17 protein-coding genes are annotated in these 22,764 nt (G+C 56.7%); 10 read left to right on the plus strand and 7 right to left on the minus strand.

Annotation, left to right across the window (positions count from 1 at the left end; all coding sequences use genetic code 11):
- Positions 1-16 precede the first annotated feature (16 nt).
- The 7 genes from KORM41_RS22395 to KORM41_RS13540 all read left to right on the plus strand — a co-directional run bounded on the left by KORM41_RS22395 (position 17) and on the right by KORM41_RS13540 (position 10,372).
- Positions 17-979: a sensor histidine kinase gene (locus tag KORM41_RS22395; protein ID WP_269448980.1), complete on the plus strand. Its 963-nt coding sequence runs from the start codon at positions 17-19 to the stop codon at positions 977-979.
- On the plus strand, positions 969-1,982 hold the full coding sequence (locus KORM41_RS13515) for an NADH-quinone oxidoreductase subunit B family protein (RefSeq protein WP_068148979.1): 1,014 nt from the start codon (positions 969-971) through the stop codon (positions 1,980-1,982). The genes KORM41_RS22395 and KORM41_RS13515 overlap by 11 nt, the downstream gene beginning before the upstream one ends.
- Entirely contained in the window at positions 1,979-3,433 is a 1,455-nt protein-coding gene (locus KORM41_RS13520) for a nickel-dependent hydrogenase large subunit (RefSeq protein ID WP_068148982.1), read from the plus strand. Before KORM41_RS13515 ends, KORM41_RS13520 begins: the two co-directional genes overlap by 4 nt.
- A gap of 18 nt (positions 3,434-3,451) precedes the next feature.
- A complete protein-coding gene (hypF, locus tag KORM41_RS13525) occupies positions 3,452-5,764 on the plus strand; it encodes a carbamoyltransferase HypF (RefSeq protein WP_068148985.1) in 2,313 nt (770 codons plus the stop codon).
- Between the two features lie 424 nt (positions 5,765-6,188).
- On the plus strand, positions 6,189-7,892 hold the full coding sequence (locus KORM41_RS13530) for an ABC transporter transmembrane domain-containing protein (protein WP_068148989.1): 1,704 nt from the start codon (positions 6,189-6,191) through the stop codon (positions 7,890-7,892).
- Positions 7,893-7,907: 15 nt separating this feature from the next.
- Positions 7,908-8,948, plus strand: coding sequence for an HlyD family secretion protein (locus KORM41_RS13535; RefSeq protein ID WP_068148994.1), 1,041 nt, complete (start codon positions 7,908-7,910; stop codon positions 8,946-8,948).
- On the plus strand, positions 8,948-10,372 hold the full coding sequence (locus KORM41_RS13540) for a TolC family protein (protein ID WP_231727271.1): 1,425 nt from the start codon (positions 8,948-8,950) through the stop codon (positions 10,370-10,372). Before KORM41_RS13535 ends, KORM41_RS13540 begins: the two co-directional genes overlap by 1 nt.
- 49 nt (positions 10,373-10,421) lie before the next feature.
- Here the strand turns inward: KORM41_RS13540 and KORM41_RS13545 are convergent, their stop codons facing one another.
- The 3 genes from KORM41_RS13545 to KORM41_RS13555 are packed head-to-tail and all read right to left on the minus strand — an operon-like array spanning position 10,422 to position 14,670.
- Positions 10,422-11,360: a nucleoside hydrolase gene (locus KORM41_RS13545; RefSeq protein ID WP_068148999.1), complete on the minus strand. Its 939-nt coding sequence runs from the start codon at positions 11,358-11,360 to the stop codon at positions 10,422-10,424.
- A gap of 5 nt (positions 11,361-11,365) precedes the next feature.
- Complete coding sequence (locus KORM41_RS13550; RefSeq protein ID WP_068149001.1) at positions 11,366-13,213, minus strand: multicopper oxidase family protein; 1,848 nt, start codon at positions 13,211-13,213, stop codon at positions 11,366-11,368.
- A 17-nt stretch (positions 13,214-13,230) separates the two neighbouring features.
- Positions 13,231-14,670 (minus strand): hypothetical protein, encoded by a 1,440-nt coding sequence (locus tag KORM41_RS13555; RefSeq protein WP_068149004.1) that lies wholly within the window; start codon positions 14,668-14,670, stop codon positions 13,231-13,233.
- Positions 14,671-14,683: 13 nt separating this feature from the next.
- Here KORM41_RS13555 and KORM41_RS21890 point away from each other — a divergent pair, with 13 nt between their 5' ends.
- The 3 genes from KORM41_RS21890 (at position 14,684) to KORM41_RS13565 (ending at position 17,724) form a co-directional block, all read left to right on the plus strand.
- Complete coding sequence (locus KORM41_RS21890; RefSeq protein ID WP_156431985.1) at positions 14,684-14,923, plus strand: hypothetical protein; 240 nt, start codon at positions 14,684-14,686, stop codon at positions 14,921-14,923.
- Between the two features lie 181 nt (positions 14,924-15,104).
- Positions 15,105-16,703, plus strand: coding sequence for a methyl-accepting chemotaxis protein (locus KORM41_RS13560; protein ID WP_068149006.1), 1,599 nt, complete (start codon positions 15,105-15,107; stop codon positions 16,701-16,703).
- A gap of 142 nt (positions 16,704-16,845) precedes the next feature.
- A complete protein-coding gene (locus tag KORM41_RS13565; RefSeq protein WP_068149009.1) occupies positions 16,846-17,724 on the plus strand; it encodes a helix-turn-helix transcriptional regulator in 879 nt (292 codons plus the stop codon).
- Positions 17,725-17,744: 20 nt separating this feature from the next.
- On the opposite strand, the gene KORM41_RS13570 is transcribed toward KORM41_RS13565, so the two are convergent.
- From KORM41_RS13570 to KORM41_RS13585, 4 genes are all read right to left on the minus strand, one after another.
- Positions 17,745-18,566, minus strand: a complete 822-nt coding sequence (locus KORM41_RS13570) for an HvfC/BufC N-terminal domain-containing protein (RefSeq protein ID WP_068149014.1) — start codon at positions 18,564-18,566, stop codon at positions 17,745-17,747.
- Positions 18,563-19,534 (minus strand): MNIO family bufferin maturase, encoded by a 972-nt coding sequence (gene bufB, locus KORM41_RS13575; protein ID WP_082719928.1) that lies wholly within the window; start codon positions 19,532-19,534, stop codon positions 18,563-18,565. The genes KORM41_RS13570 and bufB overlap by 4 nt, the downstream gene beginning before the upstream one ends.
- Complete coding sequence (locus KORM41_RS13580) at positions 19,534-21,660, minus strand: ferritin-like domain-containing protein (protein ID WP_068149017.1); 2,127 nt, start codon at positions 21,658-21,660, stop codon at positions 19,534-19,536. The genes bufB and KORM41_RS13580 overlap by 1 nt, the downstream gene beginning before the upstream one ends.
- A gap of 91 nt (positions 21,661-21,751) precedes the next feature.
- Positions 21,752-22,750: a heme-binding protein gene (locus tag KORM41_RS13585; protein ID WP_197421150.1), complete on the minus strand. Its 999-nt coding sequence runs from the start codon at positions 22,748-22,750 to the stop codon at positions 21,752-21,754.
- Between the last annotated feature and the right edge of the window lie 14 nt (positions 22,751-22,764).

A 22,764-nucleotide genomic window follows, 5' to 3' on the forward strand; every position in this document is an offset into this window, starting at 1 on the left:
CCCACCGCATGCGCCAATGTCCTCCGTCCTGGGGCAGCAGATCGGGCCTGCCGGAGAAGAAGCCTGGATTGAAGTCGTCCAGAAAATGGACGAAGTCTATAGTGACCTCGTTAACTCCCAAACCGAGCTTGAAAACAAGAATGAGCAACTGAAAAAAGCCTATGAGGAACTGGACGACGCACACAAAAAGCTGACCCTGGCCCAGGAAAGATTGATTGTATCAGAAAAAATGGCGGCGCTTGGTCGCCTGGTTGCCGGTGTCGCTCATGAACTGAATAATCCGATCAGTTTTGTCTTTGGCAACATGCACGCATTGAAACGCTACGGCAGCCAAATTTCTCAATTCTTTGAACTCCTGCGAAAAAAGCAACCTTCGCCTGAAGTGGAAGACCTGATCGCAGAGCAGAAAATAGACAAGATTTTGGCCGATATTACGCCCCTTGTTGAGGGCACGCTGGAGGGAGCTGAACGTGTCAGCGATATTGTCCAGGGTTTGCGTCGCTTTTCTTCCAATCAGGAGGAAGCCCCCGGTCAGTTCAACCTGGTGCGGGTTATCAGAACTGCAGTAGACTGGGTGATAAAGGCTGAAAGAGCCAACCCGACCGTCAAGCTTGATCTTCCCGAAGCGATGGAAATAACTGGAAGAAAAGGCCAGACACATCAAATACTTGTCAATCTGGTCCAGAATGCTGTGGACGCCCTTTCAGACACCGAAAACCCCGAAATTCGGGTCTCATGCCGGTCAGTTGACGATGCCGTGGAAATATCCATTGCCGACAATGGCCCCGGCATACAGGCAGAAGAGATGGACAAGATATTTGAACCCTTTTTCACGACCAAACCCGTTGGCCAGGGAACCGGTCTTGGCCTCTATATCAGTTACGGTATGGCTCTCAAGCAGGGGGGCAGCTTGACAGCCACAAATAACGAAAATGGCGGTGCCACATTCACACTGAAGGTGCCGCACGATGGCCAGTAAGACCCAAAAGAACCTGATCTGGTTGCAGTCCGGTGGCTGTGGTGGCTGCACCCTGTCGCTCCTCGGGGCCAACAACCCGGATGTTTACAGCCGGTTTGAGGCCGCCAACATCAACCTTCTTTGGCACCCGTCATTAAGCGAGCTTTCCGGAAAGCCGGTCATTGACCTGTTCAACCAGATACTGGATGACAAGCTTGAACTGGATTTTCTGTGCCTTGAAGGGGCGGTGATGCGCGGACCCAACGGCACAGGCCGCTTTCATATGATGTCGGGCACAGACGAGCCCTATATGAACTGGATCGCAAAGCTTGCAGCAAAGGCAAAATATGTGGTTGCCGTTGGTTCCTGTGCAGCATTCGGCGGCATTACAGCCGCCGGCGATAATCATGTTGAAGCCTGCGGCCTTGCTTATGACGGCGTTGAGAAAGGTGGCCTGTTGGGCGGAGATTTTTCTTCAACAGATGGGCTTGGGGTAGTCAATATTGCGGGCTGCCCTGTTCATCCGGAATGGGTCACTGAAACCTTGCATCAGATGTCTGCGGGTACGCTTGAAAGCGATGACCTTGACGAATGGCAACGCCCGCTAGCTTACACCAAATATCTGGTGCATCATGGTTGCTCCCGCAACGAGTTTTATGAATATAAGGCCAGCGCTGAAACGCTCGGCAATCAGGGTTGCATGATGGAAAACCTTGGCTGCAAGGGCACCCAGGCCCGCGCTGACTGTAACATCAGGCCATGGAACGGCGTGGGTTCCTGCATCGAGGGTGGATACCCCTGCATCAACTGCACGGCCCCCGGCTTTGAAGAAGCAGGGCATGCCTATACAAAAACCCCGAAGATTTCCGGCATCCCGATCGGGCTTCCGACCGACATGCCAAAAGCCTGGTTTGTGGCGCTGGCGTCCTTGTCCAAGGCAGCAACGCCCGAACGCCTCAAGGAAAACGCACGGCGTGATCATCTGGACTTTGTGCCCGGCAACAAGAAAGGGCGTTCCAAATGAGCCGCTTGATCATGGGCCCCTTTAACAGGATTGAAGGTGACCTTGAAGTCCGGTTGGATGTGTCGAGCGGCTATGTGAACAAGGCTTTTGTCACATCGCCCATGTACCGGGGGTTCGAACGCATCCTTACTGGCAAACCTGTTTCCGATGCCCTTGTATATGCCCCGCGCATTTGCGGTATCTGTTCTGTGTCCCAGTCCGTTGCGGCGGCAAAGGCAATGGCCATGACCCAGGGCCTTACGCCTTCACCCAACGGCCTCATTGCTACCAATCTCATTCATGCCTGCGAAAATGCGGCCGATCACCTGACCCATTTCTATCTATTCTTCATGCCCGATTTTGCCCGCGAAATATATCAAGGAGAAAGCTGGTACGAGGAAATCGCGGACCGCTTCAAATCCGTGTCCGGAAGGGCGCCAGCAGAAATGCTGCCCGCCCGCGCAAACTTCATGCAGATTATGGGGCATCTGGCAGGCAAATGGCCACATACGCTGACCATCCAGCCCGGCGGCGTGACCAAACAGATTGGCAAGAGCGAAAAGACTGCCCTTGAGGTCATATTGGCCAGCTTCAGAAGGTTTCTTGAAGGCTCTCTCTTTGGCTGTGCGCTTGAGGAAATTGCAGGCATCTCGAACATACAAGAGCTATGGGCCTGGCACAGCAATGACCGGGCATCCAAAAGCGATTTTGGCAGGTTTCTTCATGTCTCCAAAGCGTTGAGGCTGGAAAGCCTCGGCCACACAAACAACGGCCTCATGAGCTTTGGCGCATATGAAGTGGGTGGCGAGTTTCTGTTCAACCGTGGAACATATGCCGATGGGGCACGACAAGCCCTTGCGCCTGAGACCATTACTGAGGAAGCAACAAGCTCCTGGTATGAAGACCTTGAGACCCCCAAAAACCCTTATGACGGCTCCACACTGCCCCAAATAGATAAAGAGGATGCCTATAGCTGGTGCAAATCCCCAAGATATGATGGGCGGGTGATGGAAGTGGGCGCCTATCCCCGGCAGGTGATATCGGGACATCCGCTTGCTGTCGATCTTTGGGCCAACGGTGGCGCGAATGTTTTCTCGCGCGTCGTCTGCCGAATGCTTGAACTCGCTATCCTTGTGCCCGCGATGCAGAAATGGGTGGGCGAGCTTGAAGACAAGATGCCTTTCTGCGTTCGGGGTAGCAGCGAGACGATCACCGGTAACGGCCTTGGCCTGACAGAGGCGGCAAGAGGGTCGCTTGGGCACTGGCTATGCGCAGAAGATGGCATAATCAAAAATTACCAGATTGTTGCCCCCACTTCCTGGAATTTTTCGCCCAGGGATCACCAGGGCATACCGGGCCCACTTGAACAGGCCCTCGAAGGGGCCCCGATCAGAAGCGGGGAGACCGAACCCGTTTCCGTGCAGCATATCGTGCGCTCCTTTGACCCCTGCCTCGTTTGCACGGTTCATTAAAGACCAGCTGGTTTTCGCATGGCCGCCAAACCCCAACAGGACCATTTCCTAATTCGCATCGAAGGCCTTGTACAGGGTGTCGGCTTCCGGCCAACCGTTTGGCGCATCGCAACCGAAATGAAACTGGTGGGCCAGGTTCTCAATGACGGCGAGGGCGTCAAGATTCAACTGGCGGGAAGCGTAGAAGAAGCACGCAATCTGCTGAGCGAGCTTCGCCGACAGTGCCCACCTCTGGCTCGAATTGACACGGCCGAAATCACACCTTTGGGCCAAGCTGGGCCCTTTGAAGGTTTCCAGATTGCCAAGAGCACCCACGACAGGAAGTCGGCCGGTATTGTGGCTGATGCAGCCACCTGCCCCGAATGCCTTGACGAAATCATGGACCCAGCTGACCGGCGGGCGGGGTATGCTTTCACAAACTGCACCCATTGCGGGCCGCGCCTTTCTATCATTCGCGCCATTCCGTACGACCGGAAAAACACCTCAATGGCCTCGTTCGAAATGTGCCCAGCCTGTCAGGCGGAATATGAAAACCCTGCTGACCGCCGCTTTCACGCCCAGCCCAATGCCTGCCCCGATTGCGGTCCACAAATCTGGTTCGAGACATTGGATGGCCGCCTGGACGCCGATGCCATAACAGTAGCTGTCAATAAGCTGAAAGCAGGCAATATCCTTGCGATCAAAGGGATTGGTGGTTTTCACCTTGCCTGTGACGCCACAAACAGCGAAGCCGTTAAGATGCTCAGGCAGAGGAAGGCCCGCGACAAGAAACCTTTCGCCATGATGGCCAGGGATATCACTCAGATCAAACGATATTGCACGGTAAACGGCGCGGAAGAAGCCAGCCTTACTTCAAAAGCTGCGCCAATCGTCCTTCTTGAAAAGCGACAAGATGCCAGCGCCCTGCCTTCCACTCTTGCCCCTGGCACCCACAAGCTAGGCTTCATGCTACCCTACAGCCCCCTGCATCACCTGATCATGGCCGATCTTGACCACCCTATCGTGCTGACATCAGGAAACCTTTCAAGTGAACCACAAGTAATCAGCAACGATGCCGCCCGCCAGAAACTACACAGCCTAGTTGACGGCTACTTGATGCACGACAGGGACATCGTCAACCGGGTGGACGACAGCGTAGTGTGCCACAGCGCCAGTGGTCAGTTGGTGATGCGGCGGGCGCGGGGATTGGCGCCAGCGCCCATCAGGATCGCCTTCCATACTAATAGGCCGATCCTGGCAATGGGCGGTGAGCTCAAGTCGAGCTTTTGCCTCTTAGACGGAAACCAAGCGATCCTGTCGCAACATATCGGTGACCTGGATGAGCCGTTCACCTTCACCGATTACCAGAAAATGCTGAACCTCTATCTGAAGCTCTATGACTTCCGGCCAGAAATCATCGCCATCGATAGCCACCCGGATTTCAAAGCAAGCCAGCTTGGGCAAAAACTGGCACAGGAGTTCGGGGCCGAACTTATAACCATCCAGCATCATGAAGCCCATTTCGCAGCCTGCCTGGGCGAAAATGAAGCCGGGTTTTCCGAAACCAAGGCCCTTGGCATCATTCTGGATGGTTTTGGTCTTGGGACAGATGGTGCCATCTGGGGTGGTGAGTTTTTTGTTGGAAATCTCTCAAGCCGACAGCATGTCGCCCAGTTTTCGCCTCATGCGCTTCTTGGGGGGGATAAAGCCACGCAGGAGCCCTGGCGAAACGCGTACGCGCACATGACCGCTGGACTTACCGATGAGCAAAAACAAGTCTATGCGAACCTGCCCATTTTCGAATTTTTCCGGCAGAAACCGCTGGCCGTTCTTGACCGGATGCTGGAGACAGGACTGAACTCACCACTGTCATCATCGGCGGGCCGCCTTTTCGACGCCGTGGCCGCCTGCCTTGGCATCTGCACGGGGCGTCAGTCCTTTGAGGGTCAGGCCGCAATCGAACTTGAGGCCACCGCAATGCCCTCAATGCAAACAGCCAACCCATATCCTTTCGAAATTCTGGAAGAGGGTGGGGCCGGGCAGCTTTCTTTTGCCCCGATGTGGGGGCCACTTCTGCACGATATGATGGGTGGCAAAGCCATTCCGCAAATCGCAGCAAACTTTCACCTGACCATCGCAGAAGGGATCGTGGCGCAGGCCCAGCTCATCGCGGGCCAACACGGCTTGAACGATATTGTCCTCTCAGGCGGGGTTGCCCAGAATACTATTCTGCGCGAAACCCTTGGTGAAAAACTTGGCGCACAGGGATATCGTTTCCTGCTCCATCACCAAATTCCGCCAAATGACGGGGGCATTGCTTTTGGTCAGGCCGTTATAGCGGCCCAACGGTAGCCCCGCCCCTGCTTACGAAAACTGAAGGTCTGCTCTTAGATGGAAAGACGGCCCTGTCGGATAGTCTCATTTTATGAGTCACACAGTCTCATTAATTGCGTCACCCTAAATGAACCAAAACCGAATTGAACCAGCCGCCATACGTAAGGGGAGTCAGAAGACTGACAATGATGAATTGCGGCCATTCGAGCGCAATAATTTAGGGGTTGGCCTCGGTAAGCGAAAAACCGACCTGTCGCGGATTTGCTGAGTCAGCATATGATAGCCAAAATCTATCATTCAATCACAAAAATCATGTATTGAACTATCACCGCAAGCCTACATCTTCTAGTTCGGCGGCCACCCCCGCCAGGAAACAGAATTAAAGATGGTTTGTGCCGTGCAGGAACAGTCTCCACGGCCTTCTTTTTGCGAGTGAAAAAACGTGTCCGCCCCCAATCCCCCGAGCGCTGCATCATCCACGAACTTAAGCGAGGTTTATGCGTTTCTACGCTCCATCCTCGGGCCCGAAAAATCCTTCTACAAGCTCGCCGCCGTCTATGGCGTCGGCATCAGCCTGCTGAGCCTTGCGGTGCCTGTATCGGTACAGATGCTGATCAACACGGTGGCGAATATCGGCCTGGCCGCACCCCTGGTGGTTTTGGCGACCGTGCTCTTTGTCCTGCTGCTGGTGTCTGGCCTCCTGAATGCGCTCAGAATACATCTGATGGAAATATTCAGTCGGCGGTTCTATGCGCGGATGGTCGCTGAAATTTCCCTGCGCACACTGTATGCCCAGAATCCCTTCTTTGCGGACAACGGCAAGAACCCGTTGTTCAACCGGTATTTTGACATCGTTATCATCCAGAAATCAGTGCCTTATCTTCTGATTGGCGGCTTCACCGTCGTGCTGCAGGCCCTTGTTGGGTTTGTTATCGTATCGCTTTATCATCCCCTATTTCTGGTGTTCAACATCACGCTCTGCCTGCTGATCTGGCTCATCTGGGCCATGTGGGGCAAGAAGGCCATCAAAAGTGCGATCGAGCAATCCCATAAGAAACACGCGGTTGCCGCTTGGGTTGAAGACCTTGGGGCTTCAAACGGCTATTATAAATCCAGCCTCCATATTGAGAGGGCGCTCAAGCTCACTGATGCGAAAACGGCAGACTATATCGCGTCGAACAAGGCCCATTTTCGCTACAGCTTTTCCCAAACACTCGCCTTCCTGCTGATATATGCCGCAGCCAGCGCGGCGCTTCTTGGGCTGGGCGGCTGGCTGACTATTCTGGGCCAGCTCAGCCTTGGTCAGCTGGTGGCAGCGGAACTGATCCTCTCAGCCGTCTTTTTCGGCATCTCGCAGCTTGGGGTCTATCTTGCCAGCTTCTATGACATCATTGCCGCCGTCGAAGAACTCTCGCATTTCTACTCCGTCCCCCAGGAAGTGCCCAGAGGCACGAAAACCCCGCTGGAAACCAACAGCGTGCTGTCCTTCGACAATGCGCAGGGCTTCGGGCGGGATGAGAAGGTCACTTTCAACCTCACCATCGGGCAAGGGGATGTCATTTTCTGTGGCACCAAAAACCACGGTATACAACGCCTGTTCACAGACCTGTTGAAGCACCATGTGCGGCCCGATGGCGGCATCGTCAGCATCGGAGGCATTGATGTGCTGGATATCGAAGTGCATGAATTGCGGCAAATCATCACCATCCTTGACCGGCCGACAGTGATCAATGCCACCATCCGCGACTTCCTCCGCTATGCGGGTGAGGAAAAACACAGCGGAGACACCCTTGATATCCTGGATCAGGTAGGGCTCAGGAACGCTGTCACCCATCTCAAGAATGGGCTGGATACGGAGGTATCGACCACCGGCGCGCCCCTGTCACTCACCGAAGTGCTGAAGCTCAAGCTTGCGGCGGCGCTGATCTCAGGCCCCAAGGTGCTGGTGCTTAATCAGCTGTTCGACATCATCCCAGAGAATACGCTGGTCAACATCCTCGCGCTGTTCCGCGAGCGCTGGAATACGACCGTGATCTATTTCTCCAACAGGGATCATGCGTTGGGGTTCGAGAAATTCCTCTATCTGGGGGCAGACACGCAATCCTTCTTCACCAGCTTCGAAACTTTCAAACAAGAACTCCGGTAAAAGGACGAGGGCACCATGCCGTTCCGCGAGCGTCATATCAATCACTTCCAAACTCTTGCCAGCATTCGCATGCCCCGCATCATGCGCGTGATTGCCTGGATGCTAGGCCTGGGGACCTTGGCTATCATCCTGTTCCTGATTTTCACCCCCTGGGTACAGACCGCCTCGGGCTTTGGTACCGTCACGGCGCTTAATCCAACCGACCGGCAGCAGGAACTGAACGCGCTGGTTTCTGGCCGTATCAAGGAATGGTATGTGCGCGACGGTAGCCGCGTAAAGGCCGGGGACCCCATCGTCAAGGTCGTCGACAATGACCCCAATTTCCTTCAGAGCCTGGAAGCCGAGCGCGCCCAGGCAATGGCCAAACTGCGGGCCATGGAGACCGCGGTCCTGACCGCAGAGATAGATCTTGACCGAACCCGCAAGCTGCTGAATGAGGGGCTGGCGTCCCAGCGTGACTTGGAGCAAGCTCGCCTCCGGATCGAGAGCCTTCGCGGAGACACTGCCGACGCATCGGCGCAACTGAACCGCCTGGACATCGGCCTCTCCCGCGGCTCCACCCAGATGGTGAAAGCCCCACGCGATGGCTTCATCCACAGGGTTCTCGCAGGCGATACAGCCACTTTCGTCAAGGCAGGAGACCCTGTAGCAACCTTTATCCCCGAAAAGGTTGAGCGGGCTGTTGAACTTTATATCGACGGTCGGGACATTGGCCTTGCCCGCCTTGGGGACCGGGTGCGATTGCAGTTCGAGGGGTGGCCCGTCGTACAGTTCAGCGGCTGGCCATCCGTGGCGGTGGGAACATTTGGCGGCCGAATTGTCGCCATTGACCCGGCGGCAGGCACGGGCGGAAGGTTCCGGGTTCTGGTCAGTGAAGACCCGGATGACCTCCCCTGGCCTGACAACCGGCTGCTGCGTTTGGGCGCAAAAGCCAGGGGCTGGATTACCTTTGAGACGGTCACCGTAGGCTATGAAGTTTGGCGCCAGTTGAACAACTTCCCGGCCGAGTTTCGCCCGGAGGCCACAAAAGCCAACGCCGACGCGGGGGCGAAATGATGACACGCCTGATCCTGATCGCCCTGGCGCTGGTTGCAGCTCTCACTGGCAAGGCAGGCGCCTCACTGACCCTGCAGGAAGTCCTGACATCTGCCCGCGAGCATGCCCCGAAACTTTTGGAACAACAGGCAGCGCTCAGGGGCGCTGAAGGAAGTGTGCTGGCGGCTGAGGGCGCTTTTGACACCACTCTGGATGTGGAATTTCGCAGTCGCGCCACCGGCAGCTGGAGCGGAAGCTACCTGAAAGCCGATGCCAAAAGGGCACTGACAGACAATGGTGTCTCGGTCTATGGCGGCTACCGCGTATCAGACGGTCGTTTCCCCACATATGAAGACCAGTATTTCACCAACTCGTTGGGGGAATTCAAACTGGGCGTTCTTGTGCCGCTGTTGCAGGACCGCGCTTTCGACACGAACCGCTTCCGCGTGGCCGATGCGCGCCTGAAACGGGAGCAAGAGCAGATCAAAACGCTGATCCAGGCCATTGAAGTCCAGCGCAACGCCACAATTGCATACTGGGAATGGGTCGTGGCCGGACACCAGCTGAGGGTTTATGAGCATTTGCTTGCCATCGCGAAGCAGCGGGACACGGCGCTCAGCCGGCAGGTTGAAGAAGGCGCAATCGCCAACTTTGCATTACTTGAAAACCAACAGAATATCACCCGGCGGCAGACCCTGGTGATGAATGCGCGTCAGAAGTTTCTGATGGCCGCCAACAAGCTGTCACTCTATTACCGAAGCCCGAAGGGAATCCCACAGCAACCGGAAGAAGCGCAGCTGCCCGCCATGGCAGAGGTGTTTACCGGCATCGCTGGCGTAAACCTGACAACTGGCCCGACCGAGGCGCTGGTCGCCAAACGGCCGGAACTGGAAAGCCTGAATGTCGCGCTGGACCGCGCCCGCCAGAAACTTCGGCTTGGCGAAAACGGCCTAAAGCCCCAGCTTACCCTTATGGGTGAAGTGTCCCGAGATTTCGGGGGCATAGCCGAAGGGGGCAGCAGCCGGGACTCTACCGATGCCATCGTTGGCGTGCGCTTCTCGATCCCACTCGGTCAACGTGCTGCACGCGGCAGCTTTCGCTCAGCAAAGGCAGATTTAGACAGGCTGTCATTCCAGCGGCAGCGGTTAATGGAGCAGTTCATCGTTGAGCTTGAAAATCTCACGCTGGGCGTTGAAATGTCACAACAGCGTCTGATGCTGACCCGGCAGAATGCGGCCCAGACCCAAGCCATGCAAAAAGCCGAGGAAATTCGTTTTGCCAACGGTGCCAGCGACTTTTTTCTGCTTAACGTCCGCGAGGAAGCCGCCTCTCGCGCGCAAATCGACCACCTTCTGGCGGCGCTGGAGTTTCACGCCTCCATGGCCAGCTATTCTGCTGCGATGATGGATTTGGAAACCCTGGGGCTTGAGGAAATGCCGCTATAGGCAACCGCTTTGGGGATCTCACCTGCCCATTGGGTGGATCCCCGTCTGCTTATGAACGTGCGAACTGGTCTAGCACATATTGGTAATAGGCATCCGTGTCTTTGATCTTCATGATCACATCCACTTCGCGCATGGCCTTGTTGGGGATCATCGCGCCTTCCTTGTCACCACTGGTGACAATTTCGATATGCATCTTCTGTGGCTCATCAAACAGATCCGGCCGCGAGATATAGCAGGTGGTTACCATGTCCCACATGTCATAGAAGGGCTCGTCAGACACTAGGGCATAGCTCTGCAGCGCCAGGTCCGAATAGCGGTAGACCTTCCCCTGCACGAGAAGCTGCGCCATAAACTCCTTGGCGACCGGCACCGTATCCGTGACATCAAGCGGGAAGACGGTAATCTTGAATTTGGTATTGGCCAGAAGCCACTGCCCTGCGTCCGGGTCCCAGAAGACATTCCATTCGGCATAGGGGTTGGCGATGGGCAGCGTGTCCGGGTCAAGGTTGCCGGCAACATCCACCGCACCCGCCATCCAGATCATATGGTCGATCTTGGCCTCAAGCTCGGGGCGCCGCTTCAAAAGCTCCGCGATTGGTGTTGCCGGGCACAGGCACAGGAGGATGACCGGCTCCGGCACGCTATCGAGATACTGCTCCAGCCAGGCATCACCGTCCGGGTAGGGCGGCCAATCGGGGTGCGGGCCATAGGGCGCGAGCGCCGCAACCTCCCCCTGCTTGATGCAGTCAGCCCGGTACGGCCAGGGGAACGGGTTGAACCCCCGCGCGCCAGAGAGCGACAGCGGAATATCGGTGCGCCCGATATATTGCTGTATTTTCCATGCCGCATCCATTGCCGGGCCATAGATACAGTCGGCGTTGACGATGACGATACCGTCGAGCGAGACACCTTCCATGGTTGTGAGCAGGATGGTCGACATATATTCGTCGATGGCTGCGTCATGGACGAGAACCACACGTTTGGTCATTAGCTTTAGCCTTTCCCGTGGCCGCCATGGCCACCGTTTTTATCCGCATCCAAAATGAGGAAATTCTGCATCATGCCGGTGTCTTCATGGGGCAGGATATGGCAGTGGAACACCGACTTGCCGGTCCATTCCTTGAAGGTGTTGCGTATCCTGACCTGCTTGCCCATGGGCACCCAGATGGTGTCCTGTATCAGCACTTCATCAGGCGCATAGCGCACCTCGTTGGTCACCGTGCCGTCCGGCGCCAGGTCGGCCTCGCCGATCACTTCGAACGAGTTGACATGGATATGGAAGGGGTGGCCTTCGGTGTTGTCCTGGTGCCCGGGGGTCGAGTGATCAGGCGGATGGTTCGGATGACCGGGCGAGCCGATGATCCAGTCTTCCGTCTCACCTGTGTCGACCACATAGCTGATGCTGCGTTCATCATACTGGGCGTTATTGATCAGGAAATCGATGCCCACAACGGGATTCGCCTGCCCGGGAAACTGCATACCGAATGTGACATACCGGATGCGGCTGACCTCACTGTCCGGCGTGAGCGGGAAATGCCGCCGCTGGATCGGCAGGCTGGCTGGCAGTGCCATATCGTCGGTTTCGCTGGTGACTTCGATCCGCGCGAGAAGGCGCCCATCGCTATTGAGAAACTGCAGGCTCTGCGGCGCCTGCCTGAGCTCATAGATGCCGGGCTTGGAGATCGCCTTGACCAGAAATTCGCCCCTGTTTGCAGGCGCCAGCAACAGCTGATAGGCGGTATTGGGGGCGCCGGAGGGCAGCGCGGGCAATGTTTTCAACTTGGGCAGATTAACCCCGTCCATGCCAATCAGGTGCAGGTCGTGCGACTGCAGATAGATGGGCATCACGTCATCCGAATTGGCATTCAGGATGCGGAAGCGCGCCACTTCGCCCTGCTTCATCTTGTAGGTTGGCACGCCGCTGTCGATCTGCGTGCCTATGGGGCTCGTGGGATCTTTCTGGTTATGCACTTCCTTGTAGAAGGGCTCCCCATTCAGAAGGAAATACCTGAGCGCATAGTCACCCGTGGTGAAGCCGCCCTTCAGCTTTGTCGGCTCGGGCTTGCCGGTCTTGGGGTTATAGATGGTGACATTGCCGCCGAAGGTCTGCCAGATGGCATTCTGCTTTGGCTCATAGATATAAGTGCCCTCGCCGTCCTTATCCGGGTTATCGGTGGGGAACAGGCCGATATCCTGCACCACGATGATATTGTCCTTGGCGGCCTTGATCTCCGGCACTTCGTCGATGTCGCCTTCGATCAGGATGCCGCCCGCCATGCCGCTCACGGCCTGGACAACCGTCGACCCATGCTTGTGCGGATGATACCAGAAAAGCCCCGGCGGCTGATCGTCCGGGATCTGGAAGTTATATTGCTTGCTGCCGCCCTCAGGCGGGATAACAATCATTTCCGCCGTCGCGTCTGTTGTACCGACAGGCTCGAAAAGATGCGGCACCACTTCAAGGCCGTGCAGGTGCAGGTTGGTTGAATTCAGGTCGTGCGGCACATTGTGATTGCCGTCCCACCCTGAGGAATCGTATGGCGTCAGATTATTGACCACCTTGATATTCAACCTGTCTCCCGGCCTGGCCTTCAGGAGCGGACCCGGCACAGTGCCGTTCCAGGCGCGCAACTTCACGGGTGTGCCGTCCAGCTTCTTCTCAAGCCAATGGGCCTTCAGCGTATAATCCTTCCTGGGGCGGTCGGAATCGTCTGCCTGACCCTGTGGTTCCATGCCCTCGCTGGCATCCGACGCGCAAGCCGTCAGCGTTGCGACTGCCGTTCCGGTTGCCAGCAAGGCGCTTGAGCGGGACAGAAAATCCCGGCGGGTAACTTTTGTCATCGCGTGTTCCTTCTGGCTCAGAATTGATCCGGGTTGGTGCAGGCTGTTGGCTTGCCGTTATTGGCGAAGGTGGCGTATTGGGTGAAAGCCACCTCAAGCTGCAGCGATGTATCAAGCGGGATGGCGCCCGCATATTTCGGATCGGGATACGCCTGCGGGAACGGATAATTAGCGAAATAGGCCGCGTTTTCCGGGCTGCCGCCAGCTTCGCAGATGCCGGTGAACCCGAATGACGGCGGTACATTGGTGCCCATCACCGAAATAGCACCGTCCGCTGCCGCGAAAGCAGAGCCATGGCACGACACACAGGAAGACTGTGGGTTGTCAACCGGGCCGGCAAGCCGGGATGCGCAGCCCCAATGCTCATAAATGCCGACATCCAGGTTGAGAACGCTTTCGGTCGCCGGCTGGCTATCCTGGGCCGTAACCGCTGGGAATGTGTTCGGATCTGAGCCCCACTGCAGCCCAAGCGGCACGAGGCGCGCCAGCACCGTGTCGCCGTCAGCTTCAGCGGAATAGCCAAAGGTGCCATATACCCAGCGCGTTGGCGACCGTTCGTCAACCACAGCCACGTCCACCTGCGTCAGCCGCGTTTCCTGCAGCGCCCGCTGGCACAGATATTGTCTGTCGGGTGCCACTTCATGGCGGTTAACCAGCCAGACGGCAGAGTTCGCCAGGTATGGCACGCACTCAGGTGTCGCATTGGTTGTCAGGAATTTGGTGACCATCGTGCCTTCCGGGAACGGCAGGCCTTTCGGCACTGTCTGGCCTTCAAGCGTAGTCAGCGCCGGCTCGCCTGTATCTGGGATTGCCTGCCCAAGGGCATAGCCGCCCCACTTGTTGTACATACCCACCGCCCAGCTCTCAAAGCCGTGCGGGAACTGGGCCTGGCAGCTTGGGCTCATACTCTGCAGCATCGTCGCATTTGGCATGGGGCTGCCGATAAAGTCGGACAGATGCGCCGTGCGCTCGTTCGTGGTGCCGTGGGCGAATTCACGCCCGGCCGTCGGGTCGTACGCCATCCACGGCACATGGTACCACATGGTCTCGCCGTCGATTTTGGTTCTGAAGCCAACCTCGTTGGGCATGTTCGGGTCCTGCCCGCGGACCACCACGCTCATGATCGCCATGATATAGTCGTTCCAAGGGCCCTCTTCCCAATTGACCGGCACACCCGACGTGAAATCCACATCAATATAAAGCCATGGGCATTCGCTTTGGGGGCATTGGCCGGGGTCTTCTGTTGGATAGTCGTGGCTCAACTGAAATACCGGCCCTTGATAGCCCGGGGGCGGCGCGCTTACCGCATTTTGAAAGGCGAAATCCGCCGCTATTGATTGTTCAGCCGGCTGTGCGGGCGCTTGCTCGGTTTCCGCTGAAGAACAGGCCGCAACAGCGCCTATCGTCAGGGAAGAAACGGCAAGGGTGACAAGTTTTTTGTTAAAGCGATTTTTCATGGGGGTAGCTCCATTGAGTGACCTTGGAAACAAGCAATACGAGCAACAAGACTGGTTAAGGTGGAATAGATCACGCAAGCACAACCATGACAATAAGATTTTAAACTTTCTTCACACCTTTACACCAAATACGGGAATTTTTGGCGTTTCTGCCCACCATGTGACGGCACCAGATGAGCCGGAGCCCTTTCCGCCACAAGCAAGCTATCCAATTGGGGAGGTGGTGTTTTTTCGGGATTGCCCCGAAAATTGAGAGAATGGCCGTGAAAGAGATGAAATAAGTGGAGGGCTGCCTTGTGGCAGTTTAGATGGACCGCACCACCCTGCCCTTTCATCAATCCATCCTGCAGAAGCAGACGTATACCGTGAAGGCGGAGAAGACCGCTCAGACAGCGATGTCGCATTAGACCTAATCACCTGGGAAGATATAGACCATGTTTGACATGATAAGGAACAGGGGCGCAAAAGGCGCCCAGACAAGTGAAGTCGCCCTTGAGGCAACGCCAAAGGGCGTGGAACAGCATTTCGCTGCCATGTTTGATATGCTGCCCGTCAATGTCATGCTGTGTGACAAGGACAGCTGCGAAATCATTTATGCCAACAAGAAGTCGTTCGAGACCATGCGCTCCATCGAGCATCTTGTCTCGATCAAGGCTGAAGATCTTGTGGGCACCAACATCGATGTTTTCCACAAGGTGCCGAGCCACCAGCGGAATATCCTGGCAAATGAAGCCAACCTGCCGCACCGGGCAATCATCCAGCTGGGCGAAGAATTTCTGGACCTGAATGTGGAAGCTGTCCGGGACGAAAAAGGTGCCTACAGGTTTGCCATGCTGTCCTGGAGCGTGGTCACCGAGCAGAAGAAGGCCGAGGACAAGACACGCGAGCTGATGCAGGTTCTGGACAAGATGCCGATCAACGCCATGATCGCAGACCCGAACACCCTTGAAATGGTTTACATGAACGAAACCAGCCTCCAGACCCTGAAGACGCTTGAAAAATACCTGCCCATCCGTGCGGACGACGTGCTGGGGCAGTGCATCGACGTGTTCCACAAGAACCCGGAGCACCAGCGCAGGATTTTGCGGGACCCGAAAAACCTGCCATTCCATACCCGCATCAAGCTGGGGCCAGAGGTGCTGGAGCTGAATATTTCCGCCATTATTTCCAACACCGGCGACTATACGGCCGCGCTGGCGACCTGGAGCATCGTGACCCATGAGGTCCAGATGGAAAGCGCAGTCCGGGCAACCACGGACAAGATGAAGGAATATACCCGTAAGCTTGAGACCACGTCGAACGAACTTTCGGCGGGGGCGGAGCAAAACAGCTCTGTGGCCATGTCGGTTTCCGCGTCAGCCGAAGAGGCAACATCGAATGTGCAGACCGTAGCCACGGCAACAGAAGAACTGACAGCATCGGTTCATGAGATTGGCCAACGCACACAGCGGACATCCGAGATCGCCGCGAACGCAGCGGCAGAGGCCAAAAAAGCACAAGAGATGGTGGGTTCGCTGGATGAGGCATCGACCCAGATCGGTGCCATCGTCAAAATGATCGACGATATCGCCAACCAGACCAACCTTCTGGCGCTCAATGCCACCATTGAGGCCGCACGCGCCGGTGAAGCCGGCAAGGGCTTTGCTGTGGTCGCCAGCGAGGTTAAAAGCCTCGCTACACAGACATCCGGCGCCACTAAGGATATTTCCGAACAGGTTGGCGAAATCCAGCAGCAGATCACCCAGGTGGTCCAGGTGATCAACCATATCAGCGACGTGATCGGTGAAGTGAACGGCATTTCCGCCGATGTGGCCAGCTCAGTTGATCAGCAGCAGGCCGCAACGCAGGAAATTGCCCGCAGCATTCAGGAAGCCGCAACCGGCACGCAGGACGTATCCGCCAACATTACCGAAGTGGTTGCCACGTCACGGCAGACCGCGGCAGGTGCCATGCAGGTGCTGGAAGCATCGCAGATTCTCGACAGCGCCGCACAGGAACTGGCAATGGAGATTGAGAAGCTTCTCAAAAAATAACACACTTCCCAGGTGTGTTCCCTTCCCCTTAACTTGTATTTCAGGCTTTGGGGGAGGGATTTTCTATTATTTTACTTTAGCTTAACTAATCCGGCCTAGGGTTGCCTCCGATCTGGGGACTAAACTATGGGTTAGGATATTTATGCTCGACACGAGCGCGTTAAACCAAGATTTCGCCCTGGCCAGCAACCAGCATGTCTCCACCGCCAAAAGCGCGCTGTGGGCGGACTATGTCGTCGATGTCATGGGCCCGAAAGGCCTTCCGATCCTTTTCAAGGGCATTCTGCCCGCTGACCTGTCTGACAGTGACAGCCTGAGCCTGAACGGCAAACCCATCAGCTACCCTTACTTTGTCCAGCCCGGACAGTGGTTCAATAATGATACCTGCCTGACCTTTTACAGGAACATGCAAAGCATCACCCCGAACATGGTGGACGTGGGTGCCACTGCCGCGCAAATGGCGCTGAAAAAGCGCAATATCATGGAGCTGCGCCTGCTGACGCTCCCGAAAGCGGCCCTGATCCTGCGGAGCATTGCGCGCATCAACGCAAAATTGGCCCGCAACAAGACCCCCCGTATCATGGACCTGAAAAAAAACAGCGGGCATCTTGCCATCACCTATCATGAGGGCATGTATCACACCGCCGCCAGCACGGACTATTACCGGGGCTTCCTATGCGGCTGCCTCGATTTCCTTGGCTTCAGGGACGTCCGGTCAACGGTTCTTTTTGACCATATGGATAATGTCAAACAGGGCGAGACCGAGATTCTGTTCGAATGGGAAGAAAAGAGCTTCCCGGAAAAGTTCAAGATTCGGGCCCTTGAAAAGCACCTCAGCAGACGGGAAACAGAGCTTGTAAGGCTTCTAAGCGAAGGCTTTACGCTTCAGGAAATCAGCTATCTGACGGACATCACCTATGAGACCGTGAAGTTCCACCTGGCCAATGCCCGCAAGAAACTTAATTGCCGTACCCGCGAGGAGCTGGTTGCCAAGTTCATCACCCAGAGCCTGGGTGGCTGACCCAAGACCGACCGCCCGGCCTATCCCACCGTGTCACGGTGAACAAAGAACCCGGCGTCAATCCAGCCCTGCCGCACATCATCCCGCCATGACCGTTCAACATCGGCGAGCGGTCGCCCACTCCAGCCAGCGAGTTCCTCGAGTGCGGCACCAATATTGCCGTGTTGGCGAACCGCATAAAGGAACCGGTAATGGAAGGGGCTGAGGGGATAGGTACTGGTCTGGAAATCCCGCCGCGCGACGGCCAGGAACTCCTGCGCCGGGGGAGGATGCCCGGGCGCCTTGCCCGCGCGCACTTCATGATAATACCAGGCCACCGGGAAGCGGGAATGCGCCAACACCAAAGACGGCAGAAGCACCAGCTCATCGTCCGCCTCATCGCCTGTCGGCCAGGCCCTACCTTCATGCCCGGGCGCGTCAAACAGGTGAAAGAGCGCACGTTCATATGACGCCAGGTCGATCATGAAATCGATCCATCTTTCACGCTCGTCCACCGGCAGGTCGCGGTCGGGCCTGTTTTCATCGATCCAGGCTGCGAACCGGCGGCCAAGTTCATAAAGCGTATAGCTGTCTGACGGACAGGTGCGCAGATATTCGTCCGCAAAATCGCAGAACAGGTCTTCCCCCAGCGCATGGGCTGTGGCCGGGAACTGCTCGATCAGGCATTTCCTGAGCCTCAGGATATAGCTGCGCTGATAGATGCCCAGGCAGGCGGCGGCATCGATGTGCGCTCCCGGTTTGAAAGTAGCGTCCAAATTTGGCGCATCCACGCTACCGGGGGCAATGAGCGCCTCCATCATCCAGCGCTGCATGTCGGGAAGCGTGGCTGTGTTCGCGCTCATTGGCTTACCATCCTGCTGTCATTCATCACATTCGGCACCATGAAATCCACCGGGGTCGATGTGGCTGTGCCAAGGCGTTTTTGGGTTGCGGCCTCGGGCACTGGCTCAATCCCGTCAATATAGGCGCGGGCACGCAACACTTCCGCGTGCACCCGGTCGAATTCCGGCACGTCGCCGTCCCATTCCAGAAGCGTCGCCGCGCCGCCGGTTTTCTGCCAGGCTGTGCGGAACAGGTCCCACACCTCGTCGCACACAGGGCCGTCGTGCGTATCCACAATGTGGGTGCCGCAGTGCTGGTGACCCGCCAGGTGCATCTGCACGACCTTCTCGAACGGGAAGGCCTTCATATAGTCGTCCACGCTGGTGCCGGCGTTGAAGCATGTTACATAGACATTATTGACATCAAGCAACAGCTGGCAGCCTGTCTCTTCGCTGAGGGCCGCCAGGAAATCCGGTTCGCTGATGGTCGACTTCTGGAACTGCACATAGCTGGACGGGTTTTCCAGAACCAGCGGGCGCTCCAGCACGTCCTGCACGGTGCGCACCCGAGCTGCCACATGGGCGAGCGCCTCTTCGGTCAGCATCAGGGGCAGAAGATCATGGCTGTTGAGCCCCATGATCCCGGTCCAGCACAAGTGGTCGCTGACCCAGCGGGCATTCACATCATCCGCGAGCGCTTTCAGCTTATTGAGGTACGCCATATCAAGCGGGTCGGTGCTGCCGATGGACATGGAGACACCGTGCAGCACCAAGGGGTAGCGTTCCTTGATCTGGTCAAGAACCCAGCGCGGCCTGCCGCCTGAATCCATGAAATTTTCGGAAATGGCTTCGAACCAGTCCACCTCCGGCCAGGCCTGAAGGATATGGTCGAAGTGGCTGTTACGCAGCCCGACCCCTAGGCCCAGCCGGTTATCGGCTGAACCCTGGGTTTCTGGCTGCGTAACGGTTTTTGTGACGGAACCATCCATTAGCTGCAGCTGCCCGCGCCGCTCATGCCCGACGCACCGCAGGCAGTCATGCCCTGGCCGCTATAGTCCTGAATCCACTGGATGGTCGGACCATACTGGAACAGATGGGGGTGCGGCACAGATGGCGGCTTGGGCGGCAGGTGCGGCTTCTCCTTGAGAAGCGCCGGATAGGTCTTGGTCTCGAAGATCTCCCGTGCCCGAACCCACACGCTTTTGCCCTGGTTTTCCCCCATGGTGGAAAAACGCTCGGCATTGATCGGTGTGGCGCAAGAACCCTTTGTGGCACAGTCGTTGGCGCCGGGGTTTTTATATTGCTCCTCAGCCGTGCCATAGAGGCCGCAACCGCCCTGGCCCGCGCAATTGTTCTTCACGTGGCAGGTATGGTCTTGCGCCAAAGGTTTGCCCGGATCTGCATAATTGTATGCAAGCGCCGTTGAACAGTAGCCCTGACCGGCGCAGGCGTTGTCACGCGTCCGGCCCTGCCCGGCACAGCTATTGAGCCCCATGCAGGCATGGCGCACTTCACCGGGCTGCACCGCCACGGGCGGGTTGGCCGGGAACATGGGAACGCCTTCATATTTCGATACGTCGCAGCTGCTGCCGGTGCTTGCCGGTACGGCGAATTTCGCCGCCTTCGCCGCTGCGATATTCTTGTCCAGCGGGTCCGCCGGGTCCTTGATACCCCGCCAATAGGGGCTGACGTCAAAGAGCGTCGGGATCAGCTTGATATAATATTGGATGTCGCTGTTGTACCATTGCTCGTTGCCATATTTGGCATCAAGCGCCTTGGCCATGGCCGAAAGGTTGGCGAAAGCCTCGTCCCGTTTGCCCAGGTCGATATTCTCGAACGAAGGCGCAAAGGCCACTTTCTGATCGCCCATGGTTGCCTGCTGGCCGCGCATGGCCTGCAGCACTTTGTCGAGAACCCAGATCATGGACCGGTGAAGGGCCTGGTTGAAATAGAGCTTCTGTTCAGACGACGGCACCTTGAAGATGGTCTCCGTCATGATCAGCATATATTGGTAAAGCCCGTTCACCACATCCGCGCATTCCTTGAAGCCGTCTGCATAGTTTGCTGCAACCGGGTTGGTGGGCACGTTATAGACAAAGCTTTCCAGCTGCTTGTTCGTGATCGGGTTCGCTGGTGCTGGTGGCGGTGTGGGATTCGACTGTGGAATTTTTTCGTGGGTAGGGTGATAGCCTTCCAGGTTCGACTGGAGCGTCAGGAACTTATAGTAGTGCGAAAATTCCTGGTCTGACGGATCGTCGAACTTGGTGAAGTCATAGCCTTCGCCCTGCGCGTCAATCGTCTGAATGGCCAGCAGCGCGTCATGCTTGGTGTTGATTGTCATCAGTTCTACACCGCCTGCGTGGCTGTCGTCGCGGCTGGTGAAATCAGCCACCGTTGCCGCTGACCCCGCCGTGGGCGTCGTCACCGGGCAGGTCTTGTTGAAGCTGCCGGTCGGGAATACGGTGTCGATATTGTTCGGCGAATAGTTGGTGCTCTGAATCTGGTTCAGTTGCTGGCCCTTGGTAAAGTCAGAGTTCTCAACATATTTCGACAGGATCAGGCAGCGCACATAGGAATAGACCTGCCCGATTGTTTCCCAATCACCGCCTTCTGGTGGCGCATCGACTTTGGCTGGATATTCGATCTCCAGGAACTGCCACATCTGCTCCAGCGAAAAGGGCGCCAGCGGGATTTGCACGGGCTTAGAGTCCGGGCCCAGTTTCGCATGCCCCGGCAGGTTTGTTGGGTAAGGCCATGGCGACTTGCCGTAAAGCTCTGGCGGCTGCCCCAGCGAGAACAGGATGTTCGACGCCAGCGACATATGCAGCATTTCTTCCACCGCCACGCTCATGATCATGGCGCCTGCCTCGTCGGCAAAACGGGTCACATGGTCAGACGGGAACCCCTTTGGCGTCCGGTTGATGGAATAATAGGTGTAGAGATAGATCGGCAAGGTCGCCAGCTCGATCTCCACCGCGATCTGAAGATGATCCTTCAGTTCCTGCAGGACCCGGTCCCGGTTCCAGTCGGATGAAGTATTGATTGTGTTGATTACCGTCTTTTCCGCGTCTGTTGGTGGCAGCAGCGGATCGCTACTCTGGCTCTTTTCATACATGAGTGTGTCCTTTACCTCTCTATGGAATACCTCAATTATTGTGTCTGGAAAGCGTGCGCCCTGGCCCCCACCAAGGCGCGCGCCTTTTGTTTTAGGAACCCGGAACTTTGGTCAGTGTGTTGGCGGTGACATGCGGGAAAAGAAGCAGCCTGCCGCCAATCGGAAGCTTCATCAAAATGTTCTGGCTATATTGCAGCTGGGTGTAATTTTCCGTGCCGTCGAACGATTCCAGCCAATAAGTGCAGCCATAGGATTCCACATTGGCATGCTGCTGTTCGAACCCGATGTTGGTCACCGCACCCGTTCCGTTTGTCGAACTCAGCTCCAGTTCCAGGTAATTGGTTGGCGCCCGTGCCGCCAGCGCGTCCGTCAGCACCTGGTTCGGGTTGGCCGTATATTGGGGCTGCGGGTTGGTCACCGGATTCTGGGTCGTATATTCAGGCGGCAAGCCGGAATAGCCCTGCGGAATAACCGAAGCTTGCGGAATAGACGGCACACCCGTGGCACCGGAAACATAATTGCCAAGCGCGAGGATTGAGTTGCCATGGGGCACCGAAACCTGCTTGACGATGTCATAGTCCTGCGTCGGCGGCATGCTGTTATGCACAGTCTTGTCGCAAATGCCGGGCAGATCACCGTTGCCGTACGGCCCAAGCTGCTGAGTGCCGTCTTTGAGGAACAGGAGCGAGCCATTTTCGGCATGTACCAGCGCGTCCTTATTGGGCCCTTCGGCGAAATAGACCCGCTGTTCGTAAAAAGCCGTAAAGGCCGTCTGCGTGCCCACACCACCCCGGTTGGCGGCACTGCCGTGAATGGCCGAAAAGGTCAGCTCTTCATAGTAGGAGAAATTCTTCAGAATGAAGCCGTCCGGCGTTGACGGGTCAACCTGCGGCAATGGCATCACATTATAGGAATAGGGCGCGCCCGGCCCGCCCTTGTCTGTGCCCGCCAGATTTTGGTTGGTCCAGGTGCCGATCAGATGCGCCAGCGGCCCAAGATCGGCAGTCGGGACACCCGGCGACATTTGCGGCGGCTCAGAGATCAGCGGTGTGGAAAGGTCTGGTGCCGTGTTGGCCGGATGGATAGTCATGATCATGTTGCCCT

Source organism: Kordiimonas lipolytica, from assembly GCF_001550065.1.